Origin of the sequence: Halorubrum sp. ASP1, from assembly GCF_005435135.1 — an archaeon.
GTDB lineage: Archaea > Halobacteriota > Halobacteria > Halobacteriales > Haloferacaceae > Halorubrum > Halorubrum tropicale.
In genome coordinates this window covers 136,998-150,420 of record NZ_SGUA01000004.1, presented here as the reverse complement: position 1 = coordinate 150,420, position 13,423 = coordinate 136,998, and the positions used below count along the sequence as shown (strand labels likewise).

Sequence of the window (13,423 nt, the reverse complement as noted above, 5' to 3'; positions counted from 1 at the left end):
TGTCACCCGTCCGCGGCCGCGTCGAAGACGTCGGCCATTGCCTCGATTTTGGTCTCCCGTTCGAACTGGTCGAACACTGACGGATCGGGGTCGTACGTAAACTCACCTGAGCGCAGCGTCTCGATGGCAGCTGCGATGTCTCCAGGGGACCTGGGATCGGCGACCACGCCCAGTCCGTTGTCCTCGATCAGGTCGGCTACCCGGAAGGATGAGTCGACGATAGCGAGAATCGGCGTTTGAGCTCCGATGTAGTCCCAGATCTTGGAGGGGACGCTCTCGGCGTTGTCCGTCTCAATCCCACCGATGTACAGCACCGCGTCCGACCCTTTCAGAACCGGAACGATATTTTCGTGGGGGACGAAGTCGTGCGTCTCGACCATCGACTTGACTCCGTGATCGCGCGCCCTGGCGCTGTAGTCATCGTTCCAGTCACCGTAGAACTGTACCGTCAGGTCTTCGGCTCCGTACGCCTCGAGGCCCGCCAAAACGCTGTACGGTTCGATCCACCCCTGGTAGAACGACCCCGCGTAGGTAATCGTGAACTGGTCGTACTCGCGGGCCTCGACGCCTTCGAAGTTCCCGCGATTATAGCCTTTGAACGGCAGTTCAACAAATGTCTCAGGCGCGATATCAGGATAGATCCCCCGGTAATAGGACCCGCCAACTTGGATGCCGTCGGTCCAGACCACACGTTCGGCCCGATGTACGCACAGCCACTCGACTAGCTTTGCGGCCTTCGTGATGAGTGCGTCGGGATCTCTGTCTGGATTGGTCACCATTGGATCGCGGAACTCGGCAACCCAGGGAACCTGAAGCAAGAGGCTGACTATGAATCCGACGAGCTGGAGGTGAAACGGATTACTAACCGACACTACGATGTCCGCGTTCTCTCGGCGACCACGGCGGTAACACCGAAAGATGCTCGGTAGGAAGGTCCGAAAATACGGTTCAGGGACTTGCTCGATGACTTGTTCCCAGCCATACTCACGGAGGATCCTCTCTCGGGTGTCAAAATCTGCGGCGCGACCCCCCGGGTCCCCAGTAGTGACGTTCGAGATGAGCAGCGCCGTCCGCATCCTCAGAGGTAACCCAGGTCTTCAAGATGATCCTGCGTCTCGGCACTGACCTTGTCCGCAGTCTCGTATCGCTGTTCGTCGTCACCGATCCACCCGACGAGTTGCTCGAACAGTTCCTTCGCGACTTCTTCGTTGTCCTCAAGCAGATTCCGTGATTCGGAGGGGTCTTGGGCGATGTGGTACAGCTCTGTCGGTCGCAAGTCGCCGTTGGCTGTACAGATGAGTTTCCACTCATTCGAGCGAATGCTCACCAGCGAGTCGAGTTCGTTCCACCCAAAGTCGTACTGTTCGTTCATTTTCTTTGTTAGCTTGTTCTTGGAGGTCAACTGGCCGTGGTAGGTTTCAGAGTAGGCCAGTTCGGGGTGGTCGCCCTCCAGAATCGACTGCCCGTCAACGTCGGGAATGTCCATTTCCAGAGCGTCGAGCAGCGTCGGCACGATATCGATCGTGCGAACCTGCTCGTTGACCTCCTTTTCCGGGAACATATCCCCTGCCATGACCAGCGGGACGCGGATCAATTCGTCGTACAATTCGACGGCGCGGAACTGGGAGCCGACTCGGTTTCCCTCCGAATCGTACACCCACGGGTAGCCGTGTTCGCCAGGCATCTTCGAGCCGTGGTCGCCCGTGATGATGGTGGCGTCGACATCGATCAGTTCGTGGAGCAGTTCGATCTGTCGAGCGACGAAGTCTGACTCCTCGTAGTAGCGCTGTTCCTGCCGACCAATGTACTGCTCGACGTTTTTGTAGACGTGTTGGTCGTCAAACGCCGGCGTCTCGCCGTTGCCGAACTCCGAACGGAGCGTGAAGTGAAGGTCGAAACAATGGATAAACACAAAGTTGTCCCCGTCTTCGTGGTCGTCCAGCCAGTTGATCGCTCGGTTGACCAGCACGTTCGCCGGGCCCAGATTTTGGCGGCCTTCCATCCGGTCTTCGATCTCCGCGTGATGTTCCCAGGTGTCGAACCCTTCGCCGAGGTTTCCGGTTGGAAGCGGATAGCCGCCAGTGAACCCTGCTGTATTGTATCCCGCGTCTTTGAAAATCTCTGGGAGCGTTGTCGTGTCGGTGTGGTAGTCGACCAGCCAGCGAACACCGTGGTTGAATGGGTGCTGACCGCTCAGCATCGACGTGTGGGAGGGACTGGTGAACGGAGCCTGTGTGATACAGGTGTCGTAGAACGACCCCTCTTTTTTTAGTGTCTCGTAGAACCGGTGCGTGAACGCGTCTGGGCGCAAACAGTCGACCGAAACGAAAATAACATTCATGACTCCGAGTCCAAACTTAGTAATAAAAAGTGTTTGGTATCACCCCGCGGGCGAATCAGGAATCGGTAGCCTCTCGCAATCGAGTCCAAATCTTCGAGAGACTCATCCAGCTTTTTCGACGCGAAGGCTGACAATGATCTGCGCTTCGGCTGTCTCGGCTACGGCACTGTGACCAGGAAGTTCTTGGTCGGGGTCGAGGTCGATCCCAAACTCGTTATTCCCCTTACCGAATCAGTCGAGGGGGAGTACGGACGCGGGGTGACCTACGAGCACCATAACGCCATCTAAGTCGATAGGATATATACACAACGAGCCAGGGAGCCATCGAGGACCGCAGCATCGAAGTGTCGCTGGTGACGGGGTGGCCCGAACTGCTCAAACCGGAACCGATCGACGCTCCCGAGCTTGGGTGCGTGAACAGAAACTTCTCGCTACTGCCCGAGCGTCGCGGCCGTTCCCCTGTGGCGGGGGTGCTCATCCACGGCCTGAGTGAGACGGGCGCCTCGCCATTCTGGGTCAACAAGAACGTTGACTCCGGGGAGCTGATCGACCAGCGGGTCGTTCAGATCGATCCCAGTGAGCACGCCGTGGACCTCCATCACAGCTGTACGCAGGCAACCATCGCACAGTTTAACAAAATGACACTACTCCGGTTCGGCGACGGCTACTTCTCCAGCCAGCCACAGGAAGGTGAGGCGACCTACACCCACCCGCGGCGGCCGGACATAGGGATTATCGACTGGACTGACTCTGCGTGGGAACTCCACAACTTCGTCTGCGGGCAGTCGCATCCCCATCCTGTAGCATTCACGTAGAACCAAATGGACAAGGTGAGTACGTGGTAGGCCAGAGTCGAAGATAAGTTCATCACCAAGGCCGCACCCGGGACGGTCCTCGAGACCGGTTCCCAGGACGACGAAAGCTGGCTGATCCTACGGTGAAGGCATCGTGGACGTCACCGTCGAGTACGTCAACGGAGCCAATTCGATTCAAGTTGGTGACCGTTTGGGGGGTGATCCCGTACTGATGAACGTCGTCTTTCTCGTCTGCCACGTTGACCACGCCAGCGTCGGTGTCGGCGGCATGGCCCAGCGGTTGCTAGAGACCGGTAACAATACCGACATTGTATACGTGACTGAGGACTACACCTACCACTCAAAAAAGAACTATGACAATCGTCAAGAACCTCGACAGGCCTGGGGCGTGTTCGGTCTCAACGAGGTCCGCATCCACTACCTCCACTTCCCGATGATGAAACTAAACACGGAATCACTGATCGACGTGAATATGTCCTTTGAGAAGGCTGGTCTGAACCCGATGTGATCTTCGCGCTGGACGAGGGGGAGATGAACCAGGGCTACTGGACCGTATACAGCACGCGATGGTGGTCGGCCCCTACATTGATCGCCAGATCGGAATCGTAACCAAGGAGGTCCTCTCTTCGACGGAGTAGGGTAGGCGAGTTCCAGCCAAACTACTACGTCAATGTCGATGACCGTGTCGACAAGCAGATCGAACCCTTGTCGAAAGTCGAGTCTGGGATGAGAAAGTGGCCCCATCCCCGCTCCGAAGGGCATCGAGATGAAAGCCCAGCAACGTGGAATGGAAGTGGCTACGACTACAGTGACGCGTTCCGGTTCGTTCGGTAGTTCGACTTTGACGACCAATTGGTGTGAAAGTGAGCGCTGTCGCTACGACTTGAAATACTCGCGAACGTTCCTAACGACAGTGTTGATGTCCTTGCGAGACAGGTTGGCGTGGATGGGCAACAGCAGAACTTCGTTGGTCGCAGTCTCCGTGTTGGGAAACCGCGCGGTGTCCACGTTCGGTGCAAGGGCGAACTCGTAGAGGGCCTTTTCGTAGACGATCGAAGTTTCGACGTTGTTCTCCTTCAGATACGCCATCAGTTGCTGATTCTCCGGCGTCCGGATCGGGAAGCCGTGGTAGACGTTCGTTCGGCTCGGACGAGTACGGGGGAGAACAACGTCAGACGGGAGTTCGTCCAAATATATTCGCGCAGCCTCACGCTTGTCGGCGACTACATTGTCGAATTTTTTCAGTTGCTCGATCCCAATGGCCGCCTCCAGATCGTTCATCCTGACGCTACGGAGCGGCGTTTCGTCGTCGCCGTTCGTGTTCGAGCGAAGTTTCTTCACACGGTCGACATGGGACTGCTCGTCAGAGACCACTGCTCCGCCTTCAGCCGTCGTGAGTATCTTGGTTGCGCCGAAGCTACAGACGCCGATGTCCCCGTAAGTCCCAATATCTCGTCCGTCGTACGTCGCGCCCACCGCCTGGGCGAAGTCGTTGATTACAGTGAGGTCATGTTCCTCGGCGATCCGACTGATCTCATCAAGGTCACAGGGCTGACCGTAGAGATGGGTTAGGAGAAGACCATCGGCCGCCGTTTCCTGTACGGTCTCGCTGAGGGCGTCGGGCGAGAGACTGTAACCCTCCAGCTGGATATCACAGAAGACCGGCTGCATGTTCTGTCTGACGATCGAGTACAGCATCGCGGCGCAGTTGAACGGTGAGAGGACGACTGCGTCTCCTTCCTCCAGATCACTCACCTCTAGTGCGAGTTCGAGCGCGACGCTCCCGGAACTGACAGCAGCGGCACGGGCCGTTCCAGTAAACTCGGCGAACGAGTCCTCAAAGGTCTCGACCGTGTTGCCGACGGAAATCTCACCGTCGGCCAAGAGACTGCTGACGGCGGCGATCTCCTCCTCACCCGTTTGAGGTGAACCAAGCGAAACCATCAATTGCTCTTCTCTACCCTGTAGGCGGGGAAGTAGCCACTCTCCGTCTCGATGCCGGTGGCCTCGGCCTTGGCGACCAGGTCGTCGTACACTTCTGGCATGTGTCGGACTCGGCCGAGATACAGTTCGGCGCGATCAGGCGAGAAGGACTTCTTGAACTTGAAGACGCCCGGCCGACCGCCCTGAAAGTCGAAGCGCTCCCGGCCGGTCTCCCGCATGTACATCATCGCCTCGTAGCACAGTAGGTTGTTTACGCGCAAGTCCCAGTAATCGGGGTTCGACGCGCGGAGATAATCGTGTGCGATCTGCTCGTCGTGGACAAGCATAGCGCCGCCGATCACGTCGTCTTCGTAGGTTGCGATCAGCAGCGTCCCGAGATCTGACTCCAGCAAATCGACGAAAAAGTCGATGTCGAACCGGTAGTGTTCACTGGCTTCCTTGGCGTCCATCGCGTTCGAGTAAATGTCGTGAAACGCTTGGTAGTCTCCGACGTCGCTCGTCGGTGTGACCTCGATGGCGGTGTCCTGGGCCTGGCGTATCGCGTTACGGTTTCGCTTCTCGAAACCGTCCCAGATGGCGTCCTCCTCGGCCGTGAGATCGACCCAGACTGTCTCCCGGTTAAAATTCGGTTCGAGACACTCAAAACGCTCGTGGTTTTCCTCGTTGGGGTCAAACCGGAGGAACTCGGCTACGATGTTCTCGGCCCGGCAGTGGTCGTCGAACGCCTCGGCGAAGCGGTCACAGAGTTCACCGTCGTCTCTGGACGTGATCGGGCCGCCGCAGTACCAAGAAGAGACGATGTCGTCGTACACGCCGAGATCCGTCTCCGTATCCTCGGCGAACGGAACAGACTCTAGCGATCTACGGATGTACGGATAATAAACGACGTCGTCCCCGTCTTCGAGCACGAACAGTTCGGGCCGTTCGTCATCGTGCTCGAAGTCCCCACTCAGCAACTGAAGGTAGTCAGGCCGGTGATAGGGACCTGGCTTGCCGACCCGGTTGTAGTAGTGCCACCAGTCGTCGAGGTCGGCAGCTGATAAGCATCTTGTCTCCATTGTTTACATGTACGGGTAGTCAGAGTTGCGGAACTGTTCGTGCTCGTAATCCGTGATGTCCTCCTCGGCTATCCATTTTTTAATCTCTTGAACGCCGTCCGCGATGTCGTACTCGGTCTCCCAGCCGAGGATGTAGTTGATCTTATCAAAGCTCACGCGGTAAGTACGGTTATCCTCCTTGTGCTCAACGAACCGCACTTCCGCGTCCTCGACGTTCTCCTCGACGATTTGGCCGACCTTCTTGATCTGGTAGTTGAGGTCATTGTCCCCGACGTTGAAGATCTGGTGATCGACGTCCTCCTTGTCGGCCTCCAGAACGGCTGCGAACGCGCGGGCGGCGTCGTGGACATGGACGAGCGGGCGGTACTGCTCGCCACCGTAGACCGGGATATCGCCTTCCAGCACGGCCTTGGCGGTAAGGATATTGACCACCAGATCAAAGCGCATCCGGCGCGACCAGCCAAAGATGGTCCCCAGGCGGAGGATCGTTGCCGTGATGTCGGTGTCCGCGAACTGGTCGTGGGTCTCGTGGAGGATGATCTCTTCGGAGTCGATCTTGGACTCGGCGTACAGCGACAGCGGGTTGAGATATGAGCCCTCGTTGAGTTCCATCAGTTCGCTCGCGCCGTAGACGCTACAGGTAGAAGCGAAGACGAGCCGATCGATATCGTAGAGTTTCGCCACCTCGACGAGCGCCTTCGTCGCTTCGACGTTGACCGACTGAGTTGCCTGCTCATTAACCCCACATGCCGGGTCACCGACGATACCGGCCATATGAATGATGGCGTCACAGCCCTGGACGGCGTAGGACAAGTCCTCGATGTGACGGATGTCGCCCTTGTGGATCTCAAGATCGTCGTCGTCCTTGAACGGTGCCAGGGCGTCGTCGCCCCAGAGCATCGAGTCCAGCACTCTGACTTCGTGGCCGTTGTCGAGTAGTTCTTCGACGATGAAGTTGCCGATGTAACCGGCCCCTCCTGTGACGAGCACTCGCATTAGTATAGTCAGGTTCGAGAGAAGAAGATAAAAAACGTTCCGTATGGCCTTAGTGCGGTCAAACTGGGTCCAGACTGGACGCGGTCAAGTTCGGAAACAACAGATATATGGGCGATTTTGGAGAAATCTCGGAGTATGAACGGCGTCCCTCGCCAGGCGTTCGACCGCGCGACGACGATTCTTCGTGGGTTTACACCACGCCGGATCAAAGGACGGTTCAACGGCCCGCGAGTGTTCGCCAACAGCGTCCCAAAGTCCGGAACGAACCTCCTCACCGAGTGCCTTTTTCAGTTCCCTATGTTGCGGCCCTGCTTCAAGCACGTTTCGATGAATCAGAACCGGATTCCGAGCACCGAGGAGTTCAGCAAGAAGATAGCCAAGACAGGCCGTGGTCAGTATACCACTGGACACGTCTTCTACAGCCGAGAAAACGCTGAGATACTAAAACGCAACGACATCATCTCACTTTTGATCGTCCGCGATCCGCGCGACATCGTCACTTCCCACTACCACTACGTCACCGATAAAAATCCCTCTCATAGACTCCACGACTATTACAATGCGCTAGACGACGACGAGACCCGCCTGATGGCGTCGATCCAGGGCGTCTCGGGAGAACAGAGTGAGGACGGCAAACCGCTAGAATCCATCGGCGAGTGGATGGACCGCTTTCTCGGCTGGACAGAACCGGAGTACACACACCTTGTACGCTTCGAAGACCTGATCGGTCCGCAGGGCGGCGGCGACAAGGAGTCTCAGCTCGAAACCGTCCGGTCCATCGCCGACCACCTGGAGGTCTCTCTCTCCGAGGAGGAACTCTACCACGTCGCCGATAACACCTTCTCGACGGGCAGTTCAACATTCCGGAAGGGACTTATCGGCGACTGGGAGAACAGCTTCGGTCCGGAACACGTTGCGGCGTTCAAAGATCAGGCCGACGACTGGCTGATCGAACTGGGCTACGAGGACGACAGCGACTGGGGCGTCAAGTGACCAGACCGGGGCGACGAGTGGCGTGTTCGGCTCCTGTCGATTCCGAACTGTTTTATAAGCGAACGCCGATCCGAGCGACATGGACATTGAGGACGGCGTCGCCGATCTACACATACACACCAAGGCCTCAGACGGCACCAACACCGTCGACGAGCGCATCGAGCAGGCCAAGGATCGGGGTCTAGACGCCATTGCGATCACAGATCACGATGCGATCAGCGAATCGTTGACAGAGCGCGTCACACATCGGGATGGTGTCAAACTCATCAGCGGCGTCGAGATTAGAGCCGATGTCTTCGACACGAAAGTCGAAATTCTGGGGTACTTCGTCGATCCGACTGAGGAGACGCTGCGGGGTACCCTCGCGCAGGCGAGGCAGTTCCGCCGGGACCGCAACGAGACGATGGTCAAGAACCTGGCCGAAACGACCGGGTTGGACCTCTCCTACGACGAGATGCGAGAGCGAGCCGACGGAAACCTCGGTCGGCCACAGATGGCCGAAAGGCTGGTCGACGACGGCGTTGTCGACTCCATTGGTGAGGCGTTTGAAAAATACCTCGGGACTGACGGCGACGCATACGCCCCAATGAAACGGCTACCAGCACCGAGGGTTATCGACGCAATCCAGGCGGCCAGCGGCATCGCCTCGCTGGCACATCCCGGCCGGATACGCTCCGACCGCGTGCCAGAGATGGTCATGGAACTCGTCGAGTCGGGCCTAGACGCCATAGAGGTTTGCTATCCTTACGATGCCAGCGGTGGGCCGGACGCCTATGCCGATGTCGGCATCGAGGACGCCGCGGCCCTCAAAACGGAGTACGACCTGCTCGAAACCGGTGGCTCCGATTGTCACGGCCCCGATTCTGGGAAGTTCCGTATCGGAGACGTGCGAGTTACCGACGACGTGCTATCCGAGCTTCGGCAGGAAGCAGACCTCTGAACACCGCGATCGATCGGACCACAATCTTCAATAAAGCACTGATCGAATATAGATACATGGATGATAGTTCCACCAAAATCGGTGGGGACGCAAACGACAGTCGATTCATCGCGGTCTATCTCATGGGTGTCATCATAGGTTCGGTTGTCCGGACTGTCGCGTGGATCCTTCCGGACGGCATCGTCTCGAAGGTCAAAAGCACCCTTCCGTGAACGAGTGGTCTCGAAGGCGGTAGTGTTTAGATAAACTGATTCCATGCGAAGGTGAATGCTTGTAACCAATTTCGGGGGTGCTCAGTTCGACAGGCTAATGATATTTGAAAACGACCCCGTTTATCGTTTTACTCTATAAAAGACATGTTCGACGGTGTTCCGATTCCCAGATGTGATGTATCGGAATCGGAGCCTTAGCGATGACAGGCCGTGTGTAACCGTAGCGCACCGTCGACGAAATAGACTACTCTATTTTTTGAATGCCTCATCCTTCGAGGTTATCTTAACACCCCGCCCGAGGTAGTGTTTAGATAAGCTGATTCCATGCGAAGGCGAACGCTTGGAGCCAATTTTCGGCGGTGTTCGGTTCGACATGGCTAAACGTATTTGAGAACTGGTTTGTTCGGCGTTTTACTTCACGAAAGACACGTTCGACGGCGTTCCGATTCCCATGTGTGACGTGTTGGAATCGGAGCCCGTGACGATGACAGGCTGCCTGTAACCACGGAGCACCATCGACGAGAAAGACCGCGTCGTCGACCTGATGTTTCTCACGGAGTTCTGAGAGAAACATCGAGGATATCGCGTTTGTTCTCGTCGGGTAGAGTCGAACGTGGAGCAGGCGGTTCGTGTCGGGATCGACGGCAGCGTACAGCCAATATCGCTCAGAGTTGAGCTGAATCACAGTTTCATCGACCGCAACGTGATTCGGATTCGCACCGTCTGTCGGCTGTAGATCGGCTTTCTGAACCCACCGATGAACGGTGGTTCGATGGCGATCGACACCCAACCTCTCAAGAATCGAGACGGTATCCGAAAGTGATAATCCAGCCAAATGGAGTCGGATACCGAGCTTCATCGCCGACTTGGGTGTCGCCTCTCGCTCCAGAAAATCTAACTCGATACAACCGCTATCGCCGCTGAGGCGGTCGAAACTGAGCATGGACCACTCGATCTTTTGACCGCCTCATCCTTCGACCTTATCTCAACACCTCCCGCCCGAGAGCATAATGTTTTTTATTGCTAGGTTGGAAGTGATACCAATCGATGAAAGAGCCTCACAGTGGACATCTCGTTGATCGGCTTGTCGATCCTAACAATTACAGTGACTGGATCGACAGTGGTGCCGAGGAGTGTCCGTCGATTCACCTCGACAAAAACTTGTTTCAGGACGTTCTGAACATTGCTACTGGACGGTTCAGTCCACTTCAGGGGTTCATGAACCGTGAAGACTTTCTGAAGACGGCCAAGGATATGACGTTGGAGGATGGAACCGTGTGGCCGCTCCCGGTGGTTCTGGACGTCGACAGCGAGAAGGCCGCAGCCCTCTCTCCGGGCGAACGGGCAGCTCTGTACGATCCTGGCGGTGAACTGCTGGGCTTTCTTTCTGTTGACGAAGTCTACAAGTACAACAAAGAGGAGACCGCACAGGATGTGTTCGGGACCGACGACCGGGACCACCCGGGCGTCGACAATTTCTGTCGACAGGAAGACTTCCTCGTGGGTGGGACCGTCACTGTCTTCGAAGGGTACCGCTACAACTCCCACGACCTGCGTCCCGCTGAGTCGCGCGTACTCTTCCGGGAGTACGGCTGGGACACCGTCGTCGGCTTCCAGACCCGCAACGCGCCCCACCGCGGGCACGAGTACATCCAGAAGACAGCGCTCGAACAGGTCGACGGCCTGCTCGTCCAGCCGAAACTCGGCGAGAAGAAGGCCGGCGACTACCAGGATGACGTCATCATCGGCGGCTATGAGGAACTGATCGACCATTACTACCCCGAGAATCAGGTGGTGCTTTCGATATTCCCGAGTCGGATGCGGTACGCGGGCCCCCGGGAGGCCGTCTTCGACGCCATCGTCCGGAAGAACCAGGGCTGTACCCACTTCATCATCGGCCGGGACCACGCAGGAGTTGGCGACTACTACGACGGTACGGCCTCTCACACCATCTTCGAGACGATTGGCGACATCGGCATCGAACCGATGCTGTTCTACCACGCGTTCTATTGTACCGCCTGTGACGGGATGTGTTCTCGAAAAATCTGTCCCCACGGTGACGAGGAACGTATCTACCCCTCGGGTACGACGATCAGAGAGCAGATCCAGAACGGCGAGTCGACATCATCGAAGATGATCCGCCCCGAGATAGCTAGTCACATCAAGGACGCCGACAATTCATTTGTGGAGGGATAAGATGTCGTTCACACTGTGGTTCATGGGACTGCCCGCGTCCGGAAAGTCGACTCTGGCAAAGCGCGTCGAAAACAGGCTCCGTGAAATGGATATCAAAGTAGAGAATCTCGACGGTGACGAAGTCCGGAAGAACCTCCACCCTGACCTCGGATTCACCCGTGAGGAGCGTGCGCTGAACAACCGACGGACTGCATTTGTCTGTAAACTGCTGAATCGCAACGACATCGCCACGGTTACGGCGATGATCACGCCGTTCCGGGACGCCCAACAGCACGCCCGCGAGACTATCAATGAGTCTGGCACGTTCGTGCTCATCTACGTGAAGTGTCCGGTTGAGGTCTGTGCCGAGCGCGATCCCAAGGGCCTCTACGAGAAGGCCAAGGCCGGCAAAATCGAGAACTTCACCGGTATCAATCACCCGTTTCAGGAGCCAATCGATCCGGAGATTATCGTCGACACCGCCGAAAACGACATCGACGAATGCGTCGAGGAAATCATGACTCAAATTCACGCTATGGAGATATTCAACGGCGATCCTGACGGCGATTACGAGTTTAATGTCTCTCGGCAGGAAGAGGAGTCGATCAAAGAAAACCTCAAAGAGCTCGGTTACTTCGAGTGATAAAATGGGACCACTGGACATCCCCAATCAGGAGTACGACCTCAACGGAAGTACACAGCAGTCGGATACGCAGCCCATCCTGCTGCTCTCGACGGAGCGGTCAGGTTCGAATCTCGTTCGGAGCATCTTGAACGCACACCCGGAGATCACCGCGCCACATCCTCCGGAGACAGCATTCCCCTGGCGAAACATTGCCTCACCGGAAGATCTGTCCGCCGAGCAGCGACGGAAACTCGTGCGGGATATCCTGATCAACAAACGCTACTCTCACCATCCACTCGTCGAAGCGCTTGACATCGACGCCATTGCCGAGCGGATCAACCGGGCCGACCCGAAGTCGTTCATGACGGTCCACGAAGCACTGTACGCCGAGTACGCCGACGTGACCGACTCATCGGCGTGGGTGTCAAAAGACCCCAGCATCTGGGACTACATCGAGGAACTCCGCGAATACTACGACGATATCAAGATTGTCTACCTCGTCCGGGACGCCCGCGACGTTGTGCTATCGTTCAAGAACTCGAACGCTGGCCAGTACCACCCCTACTTCAACGCTCAACGGTGGGCCGCAGAACAGGGACGTGGCCAGGAGTTACTCGACAGCGAGCTCGGGGAGTCGATGTTCCAGCTACAGTACGAACAACTGCTTCAAAATCCTGAATCGGTCGTGGAGTCACTGTGTGAGTTTCTCGAACTGGAGTACGCGCCGGAGATGCTGTACTACTACGATACCGACGACGCCCAAGAGGCCGCCGGGAGTGCTGCGGCCTTCGAGAACCTCTCAGTGCCAATCAAGAGCGACAACTTCGGGAAGTTTCACGATGGCCTAACCGGTGCGGAAGTCAAGATCACCGAAAAACTCGCCGGCGAGGAACTGGAGGCGTTCAACTACGAGCTAACGACCTCCGAGAGAGAACGCGAGGAGTTCGAGTTCGACGTGGAACGGTATGAGGAGAGGGACAGGACGCTGACCCGGATCGCGGCCTACGAGGACTGGCTTGGGCAGACCGACGAAAAAGTTCGACGCTACACGGGGCGGTCGTTTTCAACCTACATGATCCTGCGGTACGGCCTGCTAGCCTAAGAGACGGGAGCTGATCGCTACGGAAGGATGCGATCGGGGCTGGACCATCTGACGGAAGCTACAGACGGTTTCGAACCGTACCTGACGTCTTCGTCCCCGATGGTCGGATGGCTTAGGATGCCGAACATCCTTTTAAACCAATTTTAACATACAATAGAAATTTACCACTATTATTGGCGAAATTAGTACATATATCAGTATTTCCAAGATAGTGTTGAGATA

General features: G+C 56.8%; 14 protein-coding genes. 8 read left to right on the top strand and 6 right to left on the bottom strand.

Annotated elements, in window-relative coordinates:
* Positions 1 to 2: 2 nt before the first annotated feature.
* Both EXE48_RS07630 and EXE48_RS07625 read right to left on the bottom strand, forming a co-directional pair.
* Complete coding sequence (locus EXE48_RS07630) at positions 3 to 1,076, bottom strand: glycosyltransferase (protein WP_137711137.1); 1,074 nt, start codon at positions 1,074 to 1,076, stop codon at positions 3 to 5.
* 2 nt (positions 1,077 to 1,078) lie between these two features.
* Positions 1,079 to 2,341 (bottom strand): sulfatase family protein, encoded by a 1,263-nt coding sequence (locus tag EXE48_RS07625; protein WP_137711136.1) that lies wholly within the window; start codon positions 2,339 to 2,341, stop codon positions 1,079 to 1,081.
* Between the two features lie 299 nt (positions 2,342 to 2,640).
* Between EXE48_RS07625 and EXE48_RS07620 the strand changes: the two genes are divergently transcribed.
* Positions 2,641 to 3,156, top strand: coding sequence for a methionyl-tRNA formyltransferase (locus EXE48_RS07620; RefSeq protein WP_137711135.1), 516 nt, complete (start codon positions 2,641 to 2,643; stop codon positions 3,154 to 3,156).
* 133 nt (positions 3,157 to 3,289) lie between these two features.
* A complete protein-coding gene (locus tag EXE48_RS07615) occupies positions 3,290 to 3,664 on the top strand; it encodes a hypothetical protein (protein ID WP_137711134.1) in 375 nt (124 codons plus the stop codon).
* A 368-nt stretch (positions 3,665 to 4,032) separates the two neighbouring features.
* Here the strand turns inward: EXE48_RS07615 and EXE48_RS07610 are convergent, their stop codons facing one another.
* From EXE48_RS07610 to EXE48_RS07600, 3 genes are read right to left on the bottom strand one after another with little or no spacing between them, the layout of a single operon-like run.
* Positions 4,033 to 5,100, bottom strand: coding sequence for a DegT/DnrJ/EryC1/StrS family aminotransferase (locus tag EXE48_RS07610; RefSeq protein WP_137711133.1), 1,068 nt, complete (start codon positions 5,098 to 5,100; stop codon positions 4,033 to 4,035).
* On the bottom strand, positions 5,100 to 6,158 hold the full coding sequence (locus tag EXE48_RS07605) for a lipid II:glycine glycyltransferase FemX (protein ID WP_137711132.1): 1,059 nt from the start codon (positions 6,156 to 6,158) through the stop codon (positions 5,100 to 5,102). Before EXE48_RS07605 ends, EXE48_RS07610 begins: the two co-directional genes overlap by 1 nt.
* Positions 6,159 to 6,161: 3 nt before the next feature.
* A complete protein-coding gene (locus EXE48_RS07600; RefSeq protein ID WP_137711131.1) occupies positions 6,162 to 7,154 on the bottom strand; it encodes an NAD-dependent epimerase/dehydratase family protein in 993 nt (330 codons plus the stop codon).
* 135 nt (positions 7,155 to 7,289) lie between these two features.
* On the opposite strand from EXE48_RS07600, the gene EXE48_RS07595 reads away from it, so the two are divergent.
* The 3 genes from EXE48_RS07595 (at position 7,290) to EXE48_RS18395 (ending at position 9,299) form a co-directional block, all read left to right on the top strand.
* The gene (locus EXE48_RS07595) at positions 7,290 to 8,147 is read left to right on the top strand and encodes a sulfotransferase domain-containing protein (RefSeq protein ID WP_137711130.1); all 858 of its coding nucleotides are present in this window, start codon (positions 7,290 to 7,292) and stop codon (positions 8,145 to 8,147) included.
* A 79-nt stretch (positions 8,148 to 8,226) separates the two neighbouring features.
* Positions 8,227 to 9,087, top strand: a complete 861-nt coding sequence (locus EXE48_RS07590) for a PHP domain-containing protein (protein WP_137711129.1) — start codon at positions 8,227 to 8,229, stop codon at positions 9,085 to 9,087.
* A 56-nt stretch (positions 9,088 to 9,143) separates the two neighbouring features.
* Positions 9,144 to 9,299 carry a hypothetical protein gene (locus EXE48_RS18395; protein ID WP_158295108.1) on the top strand — a complete coding sequence of 52 codons (156 nt, stop codon included), beginning with the start codon at positions 9,144 to 9,146 and terminating at the stop codon, positions 9,297 to 9,299.
* Between the two features lie 307 nt (positions 9,300 to 9,606).
* Here EXE48_RS18395 and EXE48_RS07585 read toward each other — a convergent pair whose 3' ends face one another.
* Entirely contained in the window at positions 9,607 to 10,242 is a 636-nt protein-coding gene (locus EXE48_RS07585; RefSeq protein ID WP_121562341.1) for an IS6 family transposase, read from the bottom strand.
* Between the two features lie 104 nt (positions 10,243 to 10,346).
* Between EXE48_RS07585 and sat the strand changes: the two genes are divergently transcribed.
* From sat to EXE48_RS07570, 3 genes are read left to right on the top strand one after another with little or no spacing between them, the layout of a single operon-like run.
* Positions 10,347 to 11,495, top strand: a complete 1,149-nt coding sequence (gene sat / locus EXE48_RS07580) for a sulfate adenylyltransferase (protein ID WP_137711128.1) — start codon at positions 10,347 to 10,349, stop codon at positions 11,493 to 11,495.
* A 1-nt stretch (position 11,496) separates the two neighbouring features.
* Positions 11,497 to 12,117, top strand: a complete 621-nt coding sequence (cysC, locus tag EXE48_RS07575; RefSeq protein ID WP_137711127.1) for an adenylyl-sulfate kinase — start codon at positions 11,497 to 11,499, stop codon at positions 12,115 to 12,117.
* 4 nt (positions 12,118 to 12,121) lie between these two features.
* Entirely contained in the window at positions 12,122 to 13,201 is a 1,080-nt protein-coding gene (locus tag EXE48_RS07570) for a sulfotransferase family protein (RefSeq protein ID WP_158295107.1), read from the top strand.
* Positions 13,202 to 13,423 lie beyond the last annotated feature (222 nt).